Annotated in this window: 18 protein-coding genes; 6 read left to right on the forward strand and 12 right to left on the reverse strand. The window is 36.6% G+C overall.

The window, feature by feature from the left end:
• Positions 1-26: 26 nt before the first annotated feature.
• Together ACWPWS_RS24700 and ACWPWS_RS24705 are read right to left on the reverse strand one after the other, a co-directional pair.
• Positions 27-1,892: a M1 family metallopeptidase gene (locus ACWPWS_RS24700; RefSeq protein ID WP_454048250.1), complete on the reverse strand. Its 1,866-nt coding sequence runs from the start codon at positions 1,890-1,892 to the stop codon at positions 27-29.
• A 106-nt stretch (positions 1,893-1,998) separates the two neighbouring features.
• A complete protein-coding gene (locus ACWPWS_RS24705) occupies positions 1,999-4,368 on the reverse strand; it encodes an outer membrane beta-barrel protein (RefSeq protein WP_454048251.1) in 2,370 nt (789 codons plus the stop codon).
• Between the two features lie 246 nt (positions 4,369-4,614).
• Between ACWPWS_RS24705 and ACWPWS_RS24710 the strand changes: the two genes are divergently transcribed.
• Together ACWPWS_RS24710 and ACWPWS_RS24715 are read left to right on the forward strand one after the other, a co-directional pair.
• The gene (locus ACWPWS_RS24710) at positions 4,615-5,937 is read left to right on the forward strand and encodes a sensor histidine kinase (RefSeq protein WP_454048252.1); all 1,323 of its coding nucleotides are present in this window, start codon (positions 4,615-4,617) and stop codon (positions 5,935-5,937) included.
• Entirely contained in the window at positions 5,927-6,613 is a 687-nt protein-coding gene (locus tag ACWPWS_RS24715; protein WP_309513619.1) for a response regulator transcription factor, read from the forward strand. The genes ACWPWS_RS24710 and ACWPWS_RS24715 overlap by 11 nt, the downstream gene beginning before the upstream one ends.
• Before the next feature lie 4 nt (positions 6,614-6,617).
• On the opposite strand, the gene ACWPWS_RS24720 is transcribed toward ACWPWS_RS24715, so the two are convergent.
• The 9 genes from ACWPWS_RS24720 to ACWPWS_RS24760 all read right to left on the reverse strand — a co-directional run bounded on the left by ACWPWS_RS24720 (position 6,618) and on the right by ACWPWS_RS24760 (position 15,377).
• On the reverse strand, positions 6,618-7,445 hold the full coding sequence (locus ACWPWS_RS24720; protein ID WP_454048253.1) for an endonuclease/exonuclease/phosphatase family protein: 828 nt from the start codon (positions 7,443-7,445) through the stop codon (positions 6,618-6,620).
• Positions 7,446-7,511: 66 nt separating this feature from the next.
• On the reverse strand, positions 7,512-7,715 hold the full coding sequence (locus ACWPWS_RS24725; protein ID WP_454048254.1) for a hypothetical protein: 204 nt from the start codon (positions 7,713-7,715) through the stop codon (positions 7,512-7,514).
• Complete coding sequence (locus ACWPWS_RS24730) at positions 7,712-8,974, reverse strand: S8 family peptidase (protein WP_454048255.1); 1,263 nt, start codon at positions 8,972-8,974, stop codon at positions 7,712-7,714. The genes ACWPWS_RS24725 and ACWPWS_RS24730 overlap by 4 nt, the downstream gene beginning before the upstream one ends.
• Positions 8,975-8,985: 11 nt before the next feature.
• Positions 8,986-9,564, reverse strand: coding sequence for a hypothetical protein (locus tag ACWPWS_RS24735; protein WP_105684596.1), 579 nt, complete (start codon positions 9,562-9,564; stop codon positions 8,986-8,988).
• The gene (locus ACWPWS_RS24740) at positions 9,564-10,262 is read right to left on the reverse strand and encodes a hypothetical protein (protein WP_209786091.1); all 699 of its coding nucleotides are present in this window, start codon (positions 10,260-10,262) and stop codon (positions 9,564-9,566) included. The genes ACWPWS_RS24735 and ACWPWS_RS24740 overlap by 1 nt, the downstream gene beginning before the upstream one ends.
• A 14-nt stretch (positions 10,263-10,276) precedes the next feature.
• Positions 10,277-11,164, reverse strand: coding sequence for a DUF2589 domain-containing protein (locus ACWPWS_RS24745; protein WP_209786092.1), 888 nt, complete (start codon positions 11,162-11,164; stop codon positions 10,277-10,279).
• Positions 11,165-11,681: 517 nt separating this feature from the next.
• On the reverse strand, positions 11,682-13,622 hold the full coding sequence (locus ACWPWS_RS24750; protein WP_454048256.1) for a M1 family metallopeptidase: 1,941 nt from the start codon (positions 13,620-13,622) through the stop codon (positions 11,682-11,684).
• A gap of 85 nt (positions 13,623-13,707) precedes the next feature.
• Positions 13,708-14,589: an SDR family oxidoreductase gene (locus ACWPWS_RS24755; protein ID WP_454048257.1), complete on the reverse strand. Its 882-nt coding sequence runs from the start codon at positions 14,587-14,589 to the stop codon at positions 13,708-13,710.
• 377 nt (positions 14,590-14,966) lie between these two features.
• Positions 14,967-15,377, reverse strand: coding sequence for a DUF1573 domain-containing protein (locus ACWPWS_RS24760; RefSeq protein WP_209786095.1), 411 nt, complete (start codon positions 15,375-15,377; stop codon positions 14,967-14,969).
• A gap of 159 nt (positions 15,378-15,536) precedes the next feature.
• Here ACWPWS_RS24760 and ACWPWS_RS24765 point away from each other — a divergent pair, with 159 nt between their 5' ends.
• The 3 genes from ACWPWS_RS24765 to ACWPWS_RS24775 all read left to right on the forward strand — a co-directional run bounded on the left by ACWPWS_RS24765 (position 15,537) and on the right by ACWPWS_RS24775 (position 19,860).
• Positions 15,537-16,790, forward strand: a complete 1,254-nt coding sequence (locus tag ACWPWS_RS24765; RefSeq protein ID WP_309513625.1) for a sensor histidine kinase — start codon at positions 15,537-15,539, stop codon at positions 16,788-16,790.
• A 12-nt stretch (positions 16,791-16,802) separates the two neighbouring features.
• Positions 16,803-17,486 carry a response regulator transcription factor gene (locus ACWPWS_RS24770; protein ID WP_105684590.1) on the forward strand — a complete coding sequence of 228 codons (684 nt, stop codon included), beginning with the start codon at positions 16,803-16,805 and terminating at the stop codon, positions 17,484-17,486.
• Positions 17,487-17,562: 76 nt separating this feature from the next.
• Positions 17,563-19,860, forward strand: a complete 2,298-nt coding sequence (locus ACWPWS_RS24775; RefSeq protein WP_454048258.1) for a GH92 family glycosyl hydrolase — start codon at positions 17,563-17,565, stop codon at positions 19,858-19,860.
• 140 nt (positions 19,861-20,000) lie between these two features.
• Here the strand turns inward: ACWPWS_RS24775 and ACWPWS_RS24780 are convergent, their stop codons facing one another.
• Complete coding sequence (locus tag ACWPWS_RS24780) at positions 20,001-21,338, reverse strand: dihydroorotase (protein ID WP_454048259.1); 1,338 nt, start codon at positions 21,336-21,338, stop codon at positions 20,001-20,003.
• A 100-nt stretch (positions 21,339-21,438) separates the two neighbouring features.
• On the opposite strand from ACWPWS_RS24780, the gene ACWPWS_RS24785 reads away from it, so the two are divergent.
• Complete coding sequence (locus tag ACWPWS_RS24785; RefSeq protein WP_454048260.1) at positions 21,439-22,866, forward strand: oligosaccharide flippase family protein; 1,428 nt, start codon at positions 21,439-21,441, stop codon at positions 22,864-22,866.
• The last annotated feature ends 50 nt before the right edge of the window (positions 22,867-22,916 follow it).

Consider the following 22,916-nt stretch of genomic DNA (forward strand, 5'->3'; position numbering starts at 1 on the left):
AGCCTTCAATTCTGAAGGCTTTTCTTTTATAATTTTTTGTAGTTATCTTCCGGGGTATAATCCATAAACAGATCTCCATCCAACTGTACAGACTTTACTTTCTTTTTAATAGGAATTACCAGATCAGTAAGTTTCTGATCTTTTTCCCAGACAGAAGGTGAGAAATGCAGTTTCTCTGTAGTTCCGTCTTCATAGGCTAATATAGCATCAAACGGAATGGCAAATCCCCCAACATTAGCTACGTTTATAGTAAGCATATCATTCATCTGGGAAGCTCCGGTTACTTTTAAATCAATATAATTATTGGTATAAAACCAATTCTGGAAGAACCAGTTCAGATTTTTCCCTGAGCCGGTATTCATAGAATTGAAATAATCCCATGGAACAGGGTGCTTTCCATTCCAGTTGTCCATATAATGATGTAATGCTTTTTTGAATAATTCATCTCCCAGATAATCTTTCAGAGCCAGATAAGACAAAGAAGATTTCACATAGGAATTGTTTCCATATCCTGCTCCACTCACCTGGGTGCTCATTGTAATAACGGGCTGATCCTGTTCTGCAGATGCATCATTAATCCATCTTTTAACACGGAAGTTTTTATAAAATTCCTTGGCAGCAGCTTCTCCGTTTTCATCAATTCCGATCAGATATTCCAACGTGGTAGCCCATCCTTCATCCATGAATGCATATCTTGTCTCATTGATTCCCATGTAAAAAGGGAAATAGGTATGGGCAATTTCATGATCTGCAGTCAGTCTTGCATCCTGAAGGTCATCAGGAATACTGGTATCATTGATCATCATTGGATATTCCATATCTGCATATCCCTGAATAGCTGTCATTACATTGTAGGGATATTCTACGCCCGGCCAGTTTTTCGAGAACCAATCCAGATTATAGCGCATCCAGTCTACATAATGTTCAAAATCTTTAGCTCCTGATTTATATCCGGCCTGAACGCTGGCTCTTTTTGTTTTTAACTGCACACTGGCAGCATCCCAAACATAATGGTTGCTCATCGCAAAACAAAAATCTGTAATATGACTGGCTTTAAACTTCCAGACATTCCATTTATTCTGCTTTGTTACTTTTCCGGACTTCATTTCCTGCTCTGTAGCAACATGCATCAGCTTGTCGCTTTTTAAGGAAGCTTTATATCTTTTTAAATATTCCGGCTGAAGTACAGCTTCCGGATTCAGAAAATCTCCGGTAGCCCAAACTACATAATTTTTGGGTGCCGTGATGGCAAAACTGTAGTCATTAAAATCATTATAAAACTCCTGTCTGTCCGAGTGCTGAAGCATATCCCACCCATTGTAATCATCATACACGGAAATTCTTGGAAAAGAATAGGCCACGTAGAATGTTTCAGGATCAATCTGCCCTTCTCTCCCACTCTGTACTGACAATGGATATTCCCATTCTATTTTAACCTCAGCTTTCGACTTAGATTTTAAAGCTGATTTTAATTTTACTTTTTCAACGGTACTCCAGTCGTCACTGTCGATATCATATTTTACATTGTTTACGATGAAAGATTTAATCTTTAGCCCGGACGACAGAAAATCTTTGGATACAAATCCTGATCTTGGCGACTGTGGCTTGTGAAGATTATTCACAAATCGTATAGCAAGTTCATTAAGATTATCGGGGCTGTTGTTGGTATAAATAATGGTTTCTTTTCCGTAAACCACCTTTGTACCGGCATCCACTTTCACCTCTACATTATACACTCCTTTATTCTGCCAGTAGTTTTTACCTGGTGCACCGGATATGTCACGTGTTCCTGTTTCATATGCTTTTTTGATATTCCTCGGCATATACAATTCCTGAGCTGACAATTGCAGTAAAGAAACTGCCATCAGCATTCCGGAAAAAATTTTCTTCATAGCGATCTTTTTAAAGATAGGTATCAAAAATAGCGAAAATGTAACATCAGGCGATCATTCTTTAGTAACAATATTTTGTCGCAATTAACTTTTATATTAAAATATTCTATAATCTCTCCTGTTCGGCTGTCTTCTTGATGGTTTTTGCATTTTTAACGGATTGATTTCCAAAGTTGAATTTCAATGAAAAGGTTATTCCCTGGGTATCTGAATAATCAAGAAAATAATTATCCTGATTCGCATATTTTGTGCTGACTTTCTGACCTGTGGATCTGAAAATATCGGTAAAAATAAGACTGGCTTCCAGTTTTTTGCTGAAAAACTTTCTGTTCATTACAAAATAGGCTGACCAGAGAGAAGAAATTCTAAAGGTTCCCTGTATACCGGGTGAATAGTAGCGGTGGCCCATTTCCATTTTCCAATCGCTGTTTTTATCCAAAGTAAAGCTTGTAGAAATATTGGACACCCAGTTCCACACCTGATTTTTATACAGCATTCCGTCCGTTCCTTTGAAGTAGTTTTCATTGTGTTCCAGATTTTCAGAGAGGATGATATTCCACCATGGCTTCACCTGAAAGTTTTTATACAGGCTTAATCCGAAAGCTTCTCCTTTTTCAATATTGGTGAAATAATAAATGAGACTGTTGGTACTTGGTTCCTGATATGAAATTTCCATAGAGGGATATATTTCTTTTCGGTAATACAAATCCAGGTTCCAGTCTTTCCAGGAATAGGTAAGATTGAGATTATGGGTAATGGTTGCTTTTAATTTTGGATCTCCCTGATAATAGGAAAACAGGTTATAATAAGATTTCGCAGGATTCAGCCATGAGTAGGAAGGTCTGCTGATTCTCTTTCCATAGGAGAACCCGAATTCCTGTTTATTTTCTGTGGTATACTGTGCGTAAAAAGTAGGAAACAGTTTCCAATAGTTACTTTTATTCAGTTCGTAGGGTTCGGAAACAATTCCTTCAAGATCTGTCCTTTCTGCACGAAGTCCTCCTTTGAAACTCCATTTTCCAATATTATAAGCCAATGAAGAATACAGTGCAAAATTGTGTTCTTTATAATCGAAAATACTACTCTTTTCAGGACGGTATTGCAGGATTCCATTCTCATTGTCTGAGAAATCAAGCTGACTGTTTGTCTTTACAAAACTATACTTCGCTCCGGATTCCAACTCCAGTTTATCCGCTTTCCACTGATAATCCAGCTGGGTAGAATATAACTGAACATCTGCTTTATTATGGGTAAGAAAATTATCTTCTCCTGGCGGCTGTCCTGCAAAGTTCAGATAGGTGATCACATTCTGATATTTATCTGCATTATTTCCTGTAAAATAATTAATCCACGAAAGGCTGCTTTTCTTATTAAGCTTACGGTCTATCTGAAAACTTACAGAGTTATTGATGGAACGTGAACGATGGTCATTGATCGTGGTATAATTAGATTCTACAGCATCCTGTTGGTTATAGATGAGTGTAGGAACATTATAAATTCCGAAAGATTTTGGAGAAAAATACCCTGAGTAGTTGAGACTGATATTGGTTAAACTATCCAATTCATATTCCGCATTAAAATTCAGGGTATTCTGGTTAGTGTTTTTATCCTTCCTGTTCATTGTACTTACCCATCGGGTTTGGCTCTCCGGGTAGTTTACATAATCTGTTCCTTCCCGGTAGTACGTCCCCAGCCCTCTATAATAGCTTCCCATAACGGAAAGTTTATCTTTTTTATAATATTGGGAAAGACCAAAAACGCCTTTCGCATATTGTGTCTGTATATATTTGGAGGAGAGAATTCCACGGTAGCCTTCGATTTTATTCTTTTTCAGTACAATATTCAGTACTGCACTGCCTGAGGCTTCATATTTTGCGGGCGGATTGGTAATTACTTCTACTGATTTCACCTCATCTCCCTGTGTATTTTCCAGAAGGTTCTTGAGTTCATCACCCGTCAGCATTACTTTTTTATCATTAATTGTTACCAGAATTCCAGTGCTCCCTTTTACACTCAATACACTATTATTGATGGTGACACTTGGTGTATTTTTTAAAATTTCCCAGGCATTGAGTGATGAAATATTGCTGTTTTCCACATTAAATTCCAGGCGGTCTACTTTTCTTTTCACCAGCGGTTTTCGTTTCGTCATAACCACTCCTTCTATTTCCTGTGATTCCTTTTTAAGAATGATATTCAGAGCTTCTGCTTCTTTCAGATCAAGTTTTTTCTCAAATAAAGAATATCCCTGATTTTTAACGACTAGTTTTACATCCTGCTCTGCAATATCTTCCAATACAAATTTTCCGTTATCATCCGTTTTTAATTCTTTGATTAATTCATTTTGGGCATTATATACTTCCACCTTTATGGATGAGAGTTTTTCATTATCGGTATTCATAATGGTTCCTCCGGGCTTTTGTTTCTGGGCAAAAATCAAGACAGGAAAACATAGTAAAAAAAGAATCTTATACATGGCTATTTTTTTATCCTACTTAACAAAACAGTAATTCTGTTTACGGGTACAAAATTCTATATTGACTATAAGAAATATGGTTAATAGAAGGTTAATGATGGGTTAATGTATTTTCAGATATCAACATTCCCAAATTCAGAGGAATGAATTAAGCTTTGTTTTTTACGATTTGAAACGATGGTTAATGGAAGGTTAATAATAAAATAATCACTTCCGGAAAACGCCTAAAGGTTTATCTTTGTTTTAATGATAGCCAAGAGTAAAATTCTGATTTCGGTTTTTGCCGCTCTGTTCCTGCTTTTACTGGGAATTCAGGTTTATTTTATGTACAAAACCTATCAGGTAAAAGAAAGAGATATCTACAGATCCGTGAATGACGGACTCACCCATTACACAGACAATCTTGAGGATATCCAGGAAGCCAAAGAAAGGAATGATGATTCTCTTCAGGAAATCATTATACAATATCATAATAAGGAGATCAGCAAAAAAGATTTTTTACATTATTTCATAGAAAACAGAAAGTCAGCCAGAGAAAGACTGATCCATTATATCGAAAGCCGCTACCAGAAAGATGGTTATGAGATTTCCTCAAGAATACGATACCTTTCTATTGTACATCTTCCGGACAGCACTAAAGTAATCACAGAACCTATTGTTATTTTTGAAACACAAGATAAGATTAAAAACCCACATATTGCCAGTAACGGAAGTTGGGAAACGTCTACCACCAAAAGAAATGATTCAGATAAGGGCCATGTTGAGAAAAGGAATACTTTTCTTGTCAAAACCCAAACTGATTTTGAGATCAGAAATATAAAAAGTATTGTTTTCAAAGAGCTTACTCTATTGATCATTTGTTGTATTATACTGCTTTCAGGAGTTCTTTTACTTTATATTTTCACGATCAGAAATCTGATTAAGCAGCAAAAGCAGGTAGAATTTCTCCACACCATTGTGGATAACATTTCGCATGAATTTAAAACTCCGATCGCTACGTTAAAAATAGCATCAAAGGCATTAAAAAAAGAATGGAATCCCGAAACACTTCCTCTGGTTGACCGTCAGATTTCACGGCTTGAAAGTCTGATGTTTCAGCTTCATAAGGATGAAATACCTGATGAAATGATTGAAATACAACCTGAGGACTGGAATTTTTTCATTCAGGATCTTTCTGTTACGTATCCTGATATTGATTTTAACCTCGAAAATGCAGTCTCAAAAAATCTTCCTTTTGATAAAAACCTGATGGAAACAGTGATTAAAAACCTTTGTGAAAACAGTGTAAAATATGGGGCATCTGCTGTTAAAGTAAACATCAGCAGCTCTTCTCAACAATTGGAAATCAAAGTTTCGGATAACGGACAAGGCATGGAAACGAAAGAACTGAATAACATTTTTGAAAAATTCTACAGAATACAGAACAACAATATCCACAACAGCAAAGGGCTTGGACTGGGGCTTTATTTCGTGAAGAAAATCATTGCCAATTATGGTGGAAAAATAAATGTTTCAAGCCAGCTTAATTTGGGTAGTACTTTCACAATATCAATTCCTTATGAAAACTAAAATCCTTCTGGCTGAAGATGACCCGGATTTCGGAATGATTCTGAAGCAGTATCTTGAATTGGAAGATTTTGAAGTCAGCTGGTTTCAGAATCCTGAAGATGTAGTGCCATTACTTCAAACTGATTTTTCTTTTCAAATGGGGATTCTGGATGTTATGATGCCCAACATTGATGGTTTTTCTCTGGCTAAAATAATTTTAAAGGAGAGAAATAATTTCCCCCTGTTATTTTTAACGGCTAAAAATCAAAAAATAGACCGCCTTACCGGATTGAAAATAGGTGCAGACGATTATATTGCCAAACCCTGTGATCCTGAAGAGCTTGTTTTACGGATTAAAAATATCCTGAAGAGAAGCCTTCCGGCTGTTACAGAAACTCAAATAAGAATTGGAGAATTTTCACTGGATACTACCAAACTTTTGCTATCACATCCTAACGGAAATAACCGGTTAACCATACGTGAACAGGAGCTGCTCCTGTATCTTCTGAAACACAATCGTACGATCATTACAAGAGATAATATTCTGGACAATCTTTGGGAAACCAATGATTATTTTACCGGAAGAAGTCTTGATGTGTTCATCAGCAGGCTTCGTAAATATTTCAATAGTGATCCCCAAATAAAAATCCAATCCCTGAGAGGAATTGGATTTGAGATTGATTTTCCAACCAATTGATTTTTTATAACGACAGGTTCACAATCACAGGGAAATGATCTGATGGATACAAAAGATTTTCCCTTCTGTCATTGATATGTCGGTGAGATTTTATTCTAAAGCCTTGCGTAAAAATATAATCAATTCTATCCTTTGGAACTTCATTGACATTGAAGCCTGTAAACGTTCCTACCGGGCCATAATGTTTGGTTTCGGAATGATAAAAAGTATCTTTCATATGCTGGGAAAGAATTTTAATCGGTTCCGAATCATCTGTCAGGTTAAAATCTCCGCTTAAAGCTACCGGAAGATTCTTTGGATTCAGTTCTTTGATTTTTTTCAGAATGAGTTCTGAAGATTTTACTCTGGCTACATTTCCTACATGATCAAAGTGAAGATTCATGGCAAGGAATTCTTTTTTTGATTTTTTATCTTTAAATACAGCATAGGTACAGATTCTGTTCAATGCAGCATCCCAGCCTTTTGAAGGTTTTTCCGGAGTTTCAGACAGCCAGAATGTCCCTGATTTTACCACTTCAAGTTTATTGGTATCATAAAAAATAGCAGAAAATTCGCCCTTTTCTTTACCATCATCTCTTCCTACGCCTATATAGTCATAGTTCTTTAATCCCGTTTTAATATCTTTCATCTGCTCAGGAAGTGCTTCCTGTACTCCGAAATAATCAGGATGATAATAGGTTAGTAAATCGGCAACATCCTGTTTTCTTTTAGGCCAGGCATTATCTTTATCCGACTCTACATTCAGTCTGATATTAAAACTCATTACGGTAAGGTCTTGTGAGAATCCTAATGCAAAAAACATCAGAAACACCATTGAAAATCTGAAATTCATCTATTATTTTATCATTAAGAGACAAAAATAAAACTTCTCTGTGACAGAAAAGCTTTATTGATGTGATTATATTGTTAAATTATCTTTTTCTTCTTCTATAGATATAAAATACTCCTGAAATTCGGTTTCGGAAACTGGGTTGTCACTTTCAAGTTTTATAACGCCTATGGTTTTATAGTGAGCAGCCAGTTTAATGCCTTTGCTTTTCAGAAATGCTTCAAGCTTCTTTAAATTTATATCTTTCTTTAAAACTGCCAGATAGGTGATCATATGTATACTTGTATTAAACCGTTTCCTATATCTCTGTATTTTATGCCTTCAATAGGCCTTGCCTTTTTTTCAATCAGTTCCCAGATTTCTTTTGCAGATTTATCAGGAAACTGTTCCATGTATAAAGCCGCTAGCCCGGAAACATGCGGTGCTGCCATGCTTGTACCACTCATGCTGTAATACAAATTATTTTTGTTCTTTGTGTTTTTGGGATAGGCACTGATAATATCTACTCCGGGAGCACAGACATTGATATTTCCTCCTGTGGACGGGTTAATCCCTGCGTTTGAAAATCTGGCAATCTTCATCTGACTGTCAATAGCTCCTACCGCCATAATAGATTTTGAATTGGCCGGCATTGAAACAGGCTGCGGAATCTGTGGCCTGTTGCTGTCATTTCCGGCAGCCGCTATAATAAGACAGTTATTTTCCAGCGCTCTTTCTCCAATGGTTTCAAACAGAACGGAAGGTTGGTCATCCAGTTTCACCGGAGATGCCAGCGAAAGAGACAGTATTCTGAATTTTTTACTAATTGCCCAGTCTATGGCATCAATCACACTGCTGGTAGTTCCTCTTCCGTTATCGGCGAGTACTTTTGCTATTTTCAGATTGCAATTCTTAGCTATTCCATAGCGGTTTCCGTTATCACTTCTGGTATTTCCTGTTGCCACTCCTGAACAGTGTGTGCCATGTCCGTTGGGATCTCTGTTCCAGTCCTGGCCATCTATGAAAGATTTGCCTTCAATTTCTTCAGAGGAAAAATCGGGATGGAAAGTTTCAAGACCTGTATCGAGAATGCAGATATCAATTCCTTTGCCTGTATAGTTGGAATTTCCCAGCCCAACAGCCTTAAGGCCCCATTCCATTTCAACAAATGATTTTTGAGGCAAGGGTTTGCTGATGATATATTTTTCAAGTTCTGCAATTTTTTCTGCGAGTCCGGCGGATTGTTTTTTAAGTTCACTGATCAGCTGCAATTCATCTGCAGGAAAAAACTCCCGTTCTTTTTCATAATAAATAATAGAATTCGATTCATCTTTTACGGCACTTTTCAATTGATCTTCATCCATATTATCCACCACAAGAACTCCCAGGTTTTTGTAAAGTACACCGTTATCCTGATCTATGATTTCATAAGAACGGTTTTCTTTAGAGAGAAATTCTGAAGAAGTAATATTCACTTCCAGTTCTTTCTCAATTTTTTTGAGTGCATTTTTCTGCTGGTCTTGCAGCAGAACGATATATCTTCCGGTTTCCATAATGATCTTTTTTAAATTAATTTCAGAAATACCTTTTCGAGAATAAGAAAAATATCCTCCGGAATAATGGTCAGCCTGAGTTTCTTATTAATTCCTGATATGGCTGTATTCTGTTCAACCAGTGAAGCCCAGAAACGTTCAATTTTGGGAACAGAATTCATTTCTTTCAGCTTTTCATCATCCAGAATACCATTTTGATATAATGAAACTATGATTCCTGAAATAAGCTCTTCCGCATCATCAAGCTTTTTATTTTCCTTAGTATAGATCTCCATGAGAATACCATACATGCTTTCCATTCCATTGAATGAAAATCCTCCAAGAATTTCCCGTCTTCCGGTAATTATTTTTTCCATTTTGATAGGGTTAAAACCTCTTTTAACCGTGGAAATCATATTCATAATTTTCAGAACTTCAGATTCATGGCTGGTGTTTCCTTTGGTACGGAAATACTCTAAAACCTCATTAAGGAATACCTCAAACCGCACATCAAAGTCAAAGGATTTGGAAAGATATAAAGCCTGAACATCATTGAAGTGCTCCAGAAGTTCCTTAATTTTCTGTACTGTAAAGTGAATAAGTTCCTGCATTACTCAAAAGTTATCTGTTCTATTTCGTTACCGTCTTTATCTTTGTAAGACACAATCCTGATTCCTTCTTCCTCCATTTCTACATGAAGGTTGATGAATAGTTTATCTTTATCTTCCGCAGCGCTGGTATTCGGATCTATGTAAATATTGTTCAGCTTGGCATTCACCAGTGTATATTTGTTGAGTAAAACCTTTGAAAAAATCTCTTTCAGCTCCTCTGTTTCTTCTTCGGTTGTTCCATCCTGAGGCCGAAAAATCCCGGAATTAAGAAGCTGAACTTTCTTTCTGAGATCCAGTTTAAGAACTTCGTTCGCAGGGAGTTTACCAAATTTCTGATCATTTTTCTCCAGATTACTGAACAGTGTTTTGAACTCTTCGGTCTGGAGCTGTCTTTTGCTGATTTCAGAAATATTCAGTCTTTTCTCTTTATTTGCAAGACGGATTCTCTCATTGAGTTCTGTGACAAACTGATCCTGATTCAGTTTAAAATTATATTTAGAGTCTGAATCTATATCCGTGATTTTGATCGGAATATCCATCTTTACACTGGGCAATGCATATCTTGGAACCTTAAAATACTTAAGGTATTCATGACGGGCATATTCTTTAGCAATAAGAACCGCATTCTCGTCTGCTTTTTTACGAGCCTGAATTATCTCGTTGTTGAGATAATCCAGGTAATCTGATAATTTTATCATCTTTCGTAAAAATATTATTGTGAAAGAAGTCCAAGAACTTTTTCTAATCCTGCAGGCATTTCGTCATTGGTGGCCCGTACTTTCACCCCAAGAGAATATTCTTTTTCCACTTTGATTCCTGTGCTGGAAGTTCTTTTATAAGATACATCCACTTTGAATTTTACAGGTCCCCAACCACCGGATACGCCGGCATTAATACCAAACTCATCACTTACGTCTTTCGTGTACGTAGAATTAAGCTTCACATTAAAGTCTACTTCACAGGTTTCAATTCTGAAACTTGGAACATTCAGCAGGGCAATAAAAGGCACTGAGATTTCTACATCATTCGGAATCGTTTTAGGGTTGGTAGCACTTACCGGCTCATCTTCCTTAAAATCCGGATTCGGAATATTTTTTTTGTATTTGAATTCTGCCATTCTCAGTTTTTTAGGACTGGCAGCATTGGAAGGATCTGTAAGTTCGAATCCAACTTCATTGATGAAATTAACGGTTGCGATAGAGGCATTAGACTGTGCTTTTACACAAGCATCCAAAGGTCCGCCAATAATAGTAGCAAAATCGATACTTCCCAATTCTGCAGCAAAATCCGCACTGGCAGCATCGGAAGTTCTGAAAATCTCTTCATCGGCAGCCATCTTACCGGCAATCAGCTTCATAATTTCGGCAGATGTACCTGAAAAAGATTTTTCCCACTTTTCATCATAATTCTTTTTGAATTCTTCTACAATAGCTAATAATTCTTTATTCGTCAATGAGCTCAGTTCTGAAGTTTCAATTCCAGATACTTTTTCATAGACTGCAGGGGTAAGAACTTTTTCTACTCCCGATAAGAGATCAATTAATTCATTTTTTGTTTTTTTGGCGTGGCTTGCTTCAAGCACTGATTTTAATGTTTCCATGTTTTTTGTTTTTGATTAATATTGTGGGACAAAATTATATCACTGACAGTCAAAAGATTGTAGGAAAACCCCTCTACCTCACCCGGAAAAACACCCTAAAAAATAAAAGCCTGAACTTACTGTTGTAAGTTCAGGCTTTTGTAATGCACACTGTGGATATTTATTTTATAAAACGCAAAGATTATATGAATTCTTCTTATTCTTAAGCAGAATAAGAAAGCAACAAGTTGCTGATGAAGCTGCATGGCTATGCGTTCGCTTAGAAAGAATCAATTTCATTGATTCCTTCTTTACCTCCTTAAAATTCAACATGAGATATTAAATCTTTGCGTTAAATTTAAAGGTAATTATATACAATTTTACATTCATCTGCTATCTTAATTATTATTATGACTCTGTCATTCTGAATATAACGCGTGAAATGAAGAATCCAGGTTTTATATGAGATTCTTCCTTCGTCAGAATGACAATGGTGTAAAATTGTATATAGTCGCCAATTTAAATAGATTCAACGTTTCTATGCCGGCGTTTTACTGTTGTTTTCAAGATTGACATCAGGAACTACAGAATCCGGATCCAGTCTCACTTCGTTTATTTCCTTTTTAGAATCTACTTTGAATGTCCATTCTGTATTTCTTTTCCAGACCTCAACAGGGATTTTCATAGTCTGTGCCGTTCCATCTTTGAATTTGATCTGCACGGTTGTAGGCATTGGAAGCTGACCAATATTTTCCACCGTGATCTGAACTCCGTTCTTAAAATCTCCGTTGATATATTTTACGTTTTTAACAGCCTGATCAATTTTCCATTTATTAAAGAACCATCCTCTCCAGAACCAGTTTAGTTCTTCTCCGGAAACATTTTCCATCGTATGGAAGAAATCCCATGGTGTAGGATGTTTAAAAGCCCAGCGGTCTATATACGTTCTGAATGCTTTGTCAAATTTTTCAGGTCCGAGAATGCTTCCTCTTAAAACATCCAATCCTGTTCCAGGCTTATAGTAAGCCAAAGCACCGATACTTCTTTCTTTCATATTATCCGGACCTACCATTACAGGCTCAAGATTGTCAGTCAACAAATATGTTCCTGATCTTGCCAGATTGGGTTTATTATAATATTCTCCTTTATTGAAAGCCTCTGTTGAAAGTCCGTTAATGAAAGTATTAAATCCTTCATCCATCCATGCAAACAGTCTTTCGTTAGATCCTACGATCATAGGAAACCAGTTGTGTCCAAACTCGTGATCTGTAACGCCCCAAAGGTCTTCTCCTTTGGAATCCATATGACAGAATACGATTCCCGGATACTCCATTCCGCCTTCATTTCCTGCAACATTGGTAGCAGCCGGATAAGTGTATTCGTACCATTTTTTCGAATAATGTTCTATGGCAGCCTTCGTATATTCTGTAGATCTACCCCATGCTTTCTCACCGGCACTTTCTGCAGGGTAAGCAGAGATAGCCAGAGATTTTTTTCCACTAGGTAAATTGATTTTTGCAGCATCTAAAATAAATCCGGCAGAAGATGCCCACGCAAAATCTCTTGTCTGCGTAATTTTAAATTTCCAGGTTTTTGTACCGGAAGCTTTATTTTTACCGATTTCAGACTCAGGACGGATCATTACCGTTTTATCACTGTTTCTTGCCTCGTTCCATCTGCTGATCTCTTCTTTGCTGTATACTTCTTTCTCATTCAGAAGTTCTCCGGATGCTACTACATAATGATTGGCAGGAACCGTAATATTGGCTGTAATGTTCCCGTATTCCAAATAAAACTCCGAAGCTCCAATATAGGGAAGCGTATTCCATCCCATAACATCATCATACACACACATTCTGGGATACCATTGTGCCATGGTAAAAATTTTACCGTTTTTCGTATCCTGTATTCCCATTCTGTCGGAACCATAATCAGGAGAAATAAAGGAATATTCAATTTCTATTTTGGCAACTCCTCCATTGGCTTTCAGTTCTTTTGGAAGATCAATCTGCATCCTTGTATCGGTAATGGTATATTTTACTTCTTTTTTACCGTCTAGCTTTACTGATTTAATGGTATATCCACCATTAAATTCTTCACCATGTGCTCCATTTCTGCTTCCCGAAAGCGGAACGACACCATTTCCTCTGGAATCTTTTGCAAACAGATTCTGATCCAGCTGCAGCCACAGAAACCCTAATTTGTCAGGACTGTTGTTGGTATAAGTAATTTCTGCTGTACCTGTAATCTCTTTTTTATTTTCATTCAGGCTGACATTCAAATGATAATCTGCTGAATTCTGCCAATAAGCATGTCCCGGCTGTCCGCTTGCAGAACGGGTTGCCGTGCCTGTCTGTGGATAAAAGAACGGCTTAAATGCTTCTACGTAATCGTATTTCGGAGTTTGTTGTGCGTATGCAGATCCTGAGAACAGAACCACTGCAAGCGTCGAAACAAGGGTTGGAAGTTTAAAATTCATTTGAAAAAGTATTATTTAACTGTATAGGTAAAAAAAAGTCCCGGATTTGTTACACATCCGGGAGTTTTTTTACTATAAGTTTTATTTAATTCGATTTTTTTGCTTTAATCATCGCTTCTAAAGCATCCCACATTTCACGAGGAATTTCTTCAAGCATATTAAATTCTCCGGCTCCCTGAAGCCATTCTCCGCCATCAATGGTTACTACTTCACCATTCATATACGCTGAATAATCAGAAACCAGATAAGCGGCAAGGTTGGCAAGCTCCTGGTGTTCTCCTACTCTTCTCAACGGAACTTTCTTTTTCATATCGAATTTTTCCTGAAGATCTCCCGGAAGAAGTCTGTCCCAAGCCCCTTTTGTAGGGAAAGGTCCCGGAGCAATAGCATTGAAACGGATTCCGTATTTCGCCCATTCTACCGCCAATGATCTGGTCATAGCCAGAACTCCGGCTTTTGCACAGGCAGATGGTACTACATAGGCAGAACCTGTCCATGCATAGGTTGTTACGATATTCAATACAGTTCCCGGAGTTTTAGAATCTATCCAGTGTTTTCCTATGGAAAGAGTACAGTTTTTTGTTCCTTTCAGAACAATATCCAGAATAGAATCAAAAGCGGAATGAGTCAGTTTTTCTGTTGGAGAAATAAAGTTTCCGGCAGCGTTATTCAACAAAATATCAATCTTCCCGAATTCTTTTAACGTAGCTTCTTTCATGGCTTCCACTTCATCCCAGTTTCTTACATCACAAGCTACACAAAGAACTTTACCACCTGTTTCGTCTTCCAGTTCCTTAGCTGTAGTTTGTAGTTTTTCCAGATTTCTGGAAGTAATCACCACTTTGGCGCCTAATTCAAGAAAGTATTTGGTCATTGCTTTTCCAAGACCGCTTCCGCCTCCTGTTACAATTGCTACTTTATCTTTTAATGCCCCTTCGCGCAGCATAGGTTGTGTATATAGACTCATAAAATATTTTTTCTTAAAAATAATAAATATTGAAATGCAATCCCTTAAAATAGATTGATAAATAATGCTACAAATAATTATTCTTCACATAGAAGCTCTCTCAACTTTTACATTCATGATTTTTAACCCCAAAAGACATAAAAGTTTTAAGTGCTTAAGTTTTTCAGAGGCCAACTTTATGTAAATAAGTACATCAAAGATTTTCATCTTATTTGAACTTTTTTCCAGCATTATTTTAAACTTACTTAAGCAGACAAAATGAAAGCTTTTGTGCCTTTTGTGGTTTTATGAAGTTTAGGCGTCTTTATAAACTATTCGAAAAGAAAATAGCCTGATAACAATTACCAGGCTATTTTTTCATTTGTTAAAACAATGTATTAAGAAGCTACCACTCCTTTGAACGAAAGTGTCTTAGGAGTTTTGCTGTCACTAGTCGTAACATTTACAGTCTTCATAAATGGTCCTACCGCTGCTGCGTTATAGCTGGCTTCTACAAATCCTTTTTTTCCTGGCTGGATAGGTGTTTTTGTATAATCAGCTGTAGTACATCCGCATGAAGGTGCTACATTCTGAATAATGATTGGTTTTGAACTTGTGTTGGTAAATTCAAATCTGATCAATTTTGGTTTTCCCTGAGGGATATTTCCAACATCTATTGATTCTGATTTCCATTTAATAGCATCAGCTACCATTTTTACAATGGATGGAGCATCTGTAGTCAATACATTCGCATAAAAAGGAGAGCATGCTAACACTGCTAAAAGAGCTGTAATTTTTAGTTTTTTCATGAGTATAAATTTTAATATTTGAAACTGATTATTTTCTTTCGATGTAACAAATGTAAAGCAGAGAATGATGATAACTTGTTAACCGCTGTCAAACATTTGTTAACGAGTTGTTAATAATAAAAGATAAATAGATATTTTTGGATAATATTGCCTCAGTAAATGAAAATAAAAAGACTCAATATTATAATAACGCTGGGATTTATTGCTATTATCGGAATTTTAATAGCACAGCTGATGTGGACCCGGCAGGCTTATAATCTTGAAGATAAAAAATTCAATCAGAAGGTCAATATTGCCTTAATGGAAGTTGCGGAAAAACTCTCCGGAGGAAAGACGTCCTATACTGAAAACCCTGTACAAAATATTGCCAATGACTATTATGTGGTTAATATTAATAATGAATTTCATCCTGTCGTTCTGGAATATTACCTGAAAACAGAATTTACCCGTTTTCAAATCAATACAGACTATGTATATGCATTATACAACTGCCACAGCGATAAGATGGTATATGGAAAGTATATGACTTCTCATCAGGAAAGCCCCAGTAACAAAGTGATCAATTTTCCTAAGCATAAAAATCTGATCTATTACTTTTCCATCCGTTTTCCTGATAAAACAACTTATCTGATCAGTTCATTAAGGTTCTGGTATCTTCTTACATTTGCTCTTATTATCATCCTTCTGGTGTATGTATATTCTATTTATACGATCATCCAGCAGAAGAAGTTTTCGGAGCTGCAACGTGATTTCATCAATAATATGACCCACGAGTTTAAGACACCTTTATCCTCAATACTTCTGGCATCGGAAGCTCTTAATAAGCAGAATCTGATTCAAGAGAACTCCAAATTGCAGACGTATACCTCTATTATCATCAATCAAAGCCACAAGCTTAATAGTCATATTGAGAAAATTCTGAATATTGCTAAGAATGATGCAGCAGGACTTTCGTTAAAGCCTCAGAAAATTCTCCTTCTTCCCTTTATTCAAGAGATTTCAGACACTATACAGCAAAAAAATAAAGACCTCAGCATCGAGATTGATATTGAAAACAGCACTTCGGTAATGGCCGATGAATTTCACTTTACCAACATCATCTATAACCTTTTAGATAACTCCGTAAAGTATTGCGAAACAAAGCCTGTTATTAAAATTTCAGCTCATAAAGACTCAAAAGGATTATATTTAAAGTTTAAAGACAACGGAATGGGGATTCCGGCTAAAAATATTCCTCATATTTTTGAAAAATTTTATCGGGTACATACCAAAAGAAGTGAAGAAGTGAATGGTTTCGGGTTGGGATTATTTTATGTAAAAAAAGTAGTTCAGCAGCATCACTGGAAAATTTCTGTTGAGAATAATGAAGACAAAGGAATTACCACAACCCTCTTTTGCCCGTTTTCAGTTTAATTAAATATAAGTATGGAGAAATCTAAAATTTTATATGCCGAAGATGACAAAACCATAGCTTTTCTGGTGGAGGACAGCTTGGAAAGTTATTATGATATCAGCTGTTATTCTGATGGTGAATCTGCATTGGAGGCATTTAACAGCAAAGATTTTGACATTTGCCTGCTGGATATTATGATGCCCGGAATGAACGGGTTTGAAGTGGCCCAAAGGATACGCAGTAAAAATTCTGAAATTCCTATTATCTTTATTTCTGCAAAAGCTTTAAAAGAAGACAGAATCAAAGGACTTAAAATAGGCGCTGATGATTATCTGGTAAAACCATTCAGTATTGAAGAATTGATGCTGAAAATTGAGGTTTTCCTGAAACGTACCAAGAAAACAGATACCACTCCTCTAAAGTATAAAGTTGGGAAATATGATTTTGATCCTAAAAACTATACTCTGCAGGGTACGGAAAACAGTATCACGCTTACACAAAGAGAATCTGACCTGCTTTTATATTTTATCCGCCACAAGAATCTGGTAGTCAAAAGGCAGGATATTCTAAAGGCTATCTGGGGTGATGATGATTATTTTATGGGACGAAGTCTTGATGTATTTATTTCCCGATTGCGAAAGGTACTGGCCGAAGAACAGAATATTTTAATAGAAAACCTGCATGGAATAGGTTTCCGTTTTTCTGAAAAAGAATAAATAATACCGAATCACTTAAAAACACAACAGCAAATGATGATTTTAATTAATTTTAAACTTTGAAAATTTGTCATTAATGAAAAATCACAAACCCACTGTTTTTCTATTTCTTTTATTTTTAAGTATACAATTTAAAGCTCAAAAATTTGAAAAATTAATACAATATGTCAATCCTCTGATCGGTACCGAAAAGATGGGACATACTTATCCCGGAGCAACGGTTCCTTTTGGGGCAGTACAGCTAAGCCCTGAAACGGATTCCATTTCTTATGAGCTTAACGGGAAGTACAATGGTGAAATTTATAAATACTGCGCCGGCTACCGTTATGAAGATAAAACCATCGTAGGGTTCAGTTCTACCCATTTCAGCGGAACGGGACATTCCGACCTCGGAGATTTTCTGATCATGCCTACTGTAGGAAAACTTCAATTGAATCCGGGAACGGCTTCCCACCCTGAAAGTGGCTATAGAAGCAGGTTTTCTCATCAGAACGAAACGTCAGAAGCAGGATATTATAAAGTAAAACTGGATGACCACAATATTCTGGCAGAGCTTACGGCAACACCACGAGTGGGAATTCACCGCTATACTTTCCCAAAATCCGACCAGGCTCATATTATTCTGGATCTGATGGCCGGTATTTACAACTATGATGGGAAAAATGTCTGGACCTATGTTCGGGTAGAAAACGGAAATACCATCACAGGCTATCGCCAGACCAACGGTTGGGCAAGAACCAGAACGGTTTATTTTGCAATGAAATTTTCAAAACCGTTTAAATCTTATGGCCAGAAAAATTATGATGAAAAGCAGGTTTACAAAGGGTTTTGGAGAAAATTCGACCAAAATCAGAATTTCCCTGAAATTGCAGGTAAGAACCTGAAAATGTATTTTGACTTTGATACTAATGAAAATGAAGCCATTGAAGTCAAACTTGCTATTTCTCCGGTAAGCCAGACCAATGCTTTGGAAAACCTGGAAAAAGAAGCCGGAAATATAACTTTTGATCAGGCTAAAACTCAAGCCCAGAACAACTGGAATAAAGAATTAAATAAAATTGTCATTAAAGGTTCTGATACCGAAAAGACGAATTTTTATACCGCAATGTACCATACCTTTATTAATCCTACTACTTACATGGATATCAATGGAGAATATAAAGGTCTGGATCAGAATGTTCATCAAGCAGATGGCTTTACCAATTATACAACCTTTTCTTTATGGGATACCTACCGTACGCTACATCCTTTCTTTAATATTATCCAGCCTAAACGAAATGGGGATATGGTAAAATCCATGATGGTTCATTATCATCAGTTTTCAATGAAAATGCTGCCTATCTGGTCACATTATGCTAACGATAACTGGTGTATGAGTGGCTACCACAGTGTAAGTGTTGTTGCTGATGCCATTATTAAAGGGAATTATGAAGGTGATCCTGAAGAAGCTTTAAAAGCATGTATAGAAACGGCTAACAAAAGAAATTACGAGGGCATTGGGCAATATATTGATCTTGGATACATTCCGGCAGAAAAAAACGGAACTTCAGTTTCCAATACACTGGAATACGCCTATGATGACTGGGCTATTGCCCAGCTGGCAAAGCATTTAAATAAAACAGAAATCTACAATCAGTTTATCAAGCGATCTGAAAACTGGAAAAATAATTTTGATAAAACAATTGGGTTTATGCGTCCACGTCTGGCAGATGGAAGCTTTAAAAAAGATTTTGATGTGTTAAGCACCCATGGACAAGGCTTTATTGAAGGAAACTCATGGAACTATAGTTTCTTTGTTCCACAAAATCCGGATGAGCTGATCACCATGATGGGTGGAAAGAAAAAATTTGCATCAAAACTGGACGAACTGTTTACCATGCATTTACCTGATGAATTCTTTGCAGACACTGAAGATATTACACGGGAAGGAATTATCGGTGGATATGTTCACGGGAATGAACCTGCTCACCATGTTGCGTATTTCTATAACTGGGCAGGACAGCCATGGAAAGCACAGGCACAGATCCGCCGGATTCTGGAAATGCAGTATAAAGCAACACCGGACGGATTGGGAGGAAATGATGATGCAGGGCAAATGAGCGCTTGGTATATTCTAAGTTCATTAGGTTTTTATCCTGTAGCTCCCGGTTCAGAAGATTATTCAATTGGAAGTCCTGCAATTGACCACGCTGTACTGAATCTGGAAAATGGAAAAACTTTTGAAATTGAAGCCATCAACCAAAGTCCGAAAAATGTATATGTTCAGAAAGTTCTTCTGAATGAAAAAGAAATAAAGAATTTTACTTTGAAACATTCTGAAATTATGAAGGGAGGAAAGCTTACATTTTATATGGGGAGTAAGGCGAAGAAGTAAGAAGTCGAAAGATTAAAATAATAAGTTTTGGCTAAAGCCAATGGAAGAATCTAAATAAAGAGAGCGGGCTAAAGCCCGCTCCTATTGATTTATCTTGATAATCTCAGGTTAATCTAAGACTATTCTTCGAATATATCTTATTAATCCCTTGCTTCAAAAAGTAATCGCTCTCCGAATTTCTCTTCTGCAATTTTACCATTGTCATACACCAGATGTCCATTGACAAAGGTGTGCGTAACTTTTGAATGGAAATTCATCCCTTCTAATGGGCTCCAACCGCATTTATAGAGTAAATTATCTTTGGAAACTGTCCAGTTTTCATTTAAATCAACTAAAACAAGATCCGCTTTATATCCTTCTCTCACAAAACCTCTTTTTTCAACTTTAAAAAGAATCGCCGGATTATGACACATTTTTTCAACGATTTTCTCAAGGGATATTTTACCGTTTTTATAATTTTCCAACATCACAACTAATGAATGCTGTACCAAGGGTGCTCCTGAAGGACACTTTGTATATACATTGTTCTTCTCTTCTGCTGTATGCGGAGCATGGTCTGTAGCAATCACATCAATTCTGTCATCCAGTAATGCCTCCCAAAGAGCATCTTTATCTTTTTGAGTTTTTACCGCCGGATTCCATTTGATAAGGCCCCCTCTTGTTTCATAATCTTCATTGGTAAAAGTAAGGTGGTGAACACATACTTCAGCCGTGATCTTTTTATCTTTTAAAGGAATATCATTTCGGAAAAGCTCCATTTCCTTTGCTGTTGAAAGGTGGAAAACGTGAAGTCTTGCTCCTGTTTTTTTTGCAAGCTCAATCGCTTTGGATGAAGATTTATAACATGCCTCTTCACTTCTGATCAGGTGATGGAATTTTACAGGAATATCATCCCCGTATTCATCCATATATTTCTGAGTATTGGCTCTGATGGTGGCTTCATCTTCACAGTGAACGGCAATCAGCATTTTTGTATTGCTGAAAATATTCTCCAGTGTTTCCGGATTATCCACCAGCATATTTCCTGTAGAGGATCCTAAGAATAATTTGATCCCCGGAACATTTCTTGGATTTGTTTTCAAAACTTCCTCAAGATTATCGTTCGTTCCTCCCATCATAAAACCGTAGTTGGCATACGCTTTTTGAGAAGCAATCTCATACTTGTCTGCTAATAATTCCTGAGTAACAGCATTAGGAACCGTATTCGGCTGATCAATGAAACTTGTTGTTCCACCTGCAATGGCAGACCTTGATTCACTTTCAATATCTCCTTTATGAGTAAGCCCTGGCTCTCGGAAATGCACCTGATCGTCTATTACTCCGGGAAGAAGGTACTTTCCTGAACCATCAATAATCTGATCGGCATCTTCAGAAATACCGCCAGCTATTTTAGCTATCAAATCATTTTCTATCAGGATATCACTTTCAAAGACTTTTCCTTCGTTAACAATATTTACATTTTTTATAAGAACTTTCATTTCAATTTATTTCCCTGTAAAATTAATATTTTAAGTTTTAATTCACCCCAAAATCGCAAAACGAATACTTAAAGTTTTACATTTGCAAAAAAATTCGACTTTGTATAAGAAACTATTAGGACAGACAATCATCTACGGAGTAGGGGCAATAGCACCAAGAATCATTCTATTCATCCTTAATCCGCTTTTGATCTATAAGATTCCCAATGAAGGTTTTGCAATTTTCACACAGCTTTATGCGTGGATCTCATTTGTTAATATTATTCTTTCTTTTGGTTTTGAAACCGCCTATTTCAGATTTTCAGCTGAAGAAGATAACGAGAAAAAAACTTTCAATACCTCGTTCTGGTTTTTATTTTCTACTTCCACTCTTTTCCTTGCTTTGTGTTATTTATTTAATCAGCCTATTGCAGATTATGCCGGATATCATGATAACCCTGAGTATATCAAATGGTTTGCGCTGATTGCATTTTTCGACAATCTATTGGTGATTCCTTTTGCATGGCTGCGTTTTCATAATAAACCTATCAAATATTCTGCTGTACGAATTGTTCAGTCCATATTTCAGGCTGTTTTCACAGCTGCACTCTTCTTTTGGATCCCGGAAAGCCTATCAAAAAGTATGGGATTGGATCAAAATGTAGACTACCCGTTCTTCAGCAATCTTGCAGGAAGTGCATTGGGCTTTCTATTATTATTTCCAATTATATTAAAAGTAAGATTCCAGTTTGTCACTTCATTGTTCAGACGCATGATCAAATATTCTTTTCCTCTTATGCTGGCAGGTCTGGCTTTCATGGTCAATGAAAATTTTGATAAATCCATTCAGAGAAATCATATTTCAGACGAAGAAGCTGGTGCTTATGGAGGCTGCTATAAGCTTGCTGTATTGATGACATTGTTTGTTACCGCTTACCGAATGGGTATTGAACCTTTCTTCTTTAAACAAATGGATAAAGGTGATGCTAAAAAAACGTATGCCAAAGTAGCGGAATATTTTGCTTTTTTCGCCTGTGCTGTTGCCTTAGGAATTATTGCAAATGTATCGTGGCTGAAAGCCGTTTTTATTCCTAATAAATCGTATTGGATCGCTATAGATATCATCCCGATTATTGTTATTGCCAACCTTTGTTTTGGAATCTATTATAACTTTTCAACATGGTATAAAGTAACAGACAGAACCAGTATGGGAACGGTTATTTCATGGCTTGGTGCTGGAATCAACATTGCTCTTAACCTTTTAGCTTTAAATTACTATCACAGCATGATCGGTTCTGCATGGGCTACTTTCGGAGCGTATGTTATTATGATGATCGTCTCTTATCTGCTAGGTCAGAAATACTATCCTATTCCTTACAGAATGAAGAAAATATCCTTTTTCCTGATCCTGCTTGGCGTTTTTAGTTTCATCATTGTAAAATACCTTAACTATAATATTATAACAAGTAATCTTCTCTTTTTGGTCTTTACCGGAATGTTGATTTATTCTGAAAAAAACCTTATTCTATCGAGAATCAGAAAGAATTAAACTTTGGTCTTTATTTTGCTTGTAAACAAACCTATTTCCAATTTAAACAA

The organism is Chryseobacterium sp. Marseille-Q8038, assembly GCF_965111995.1.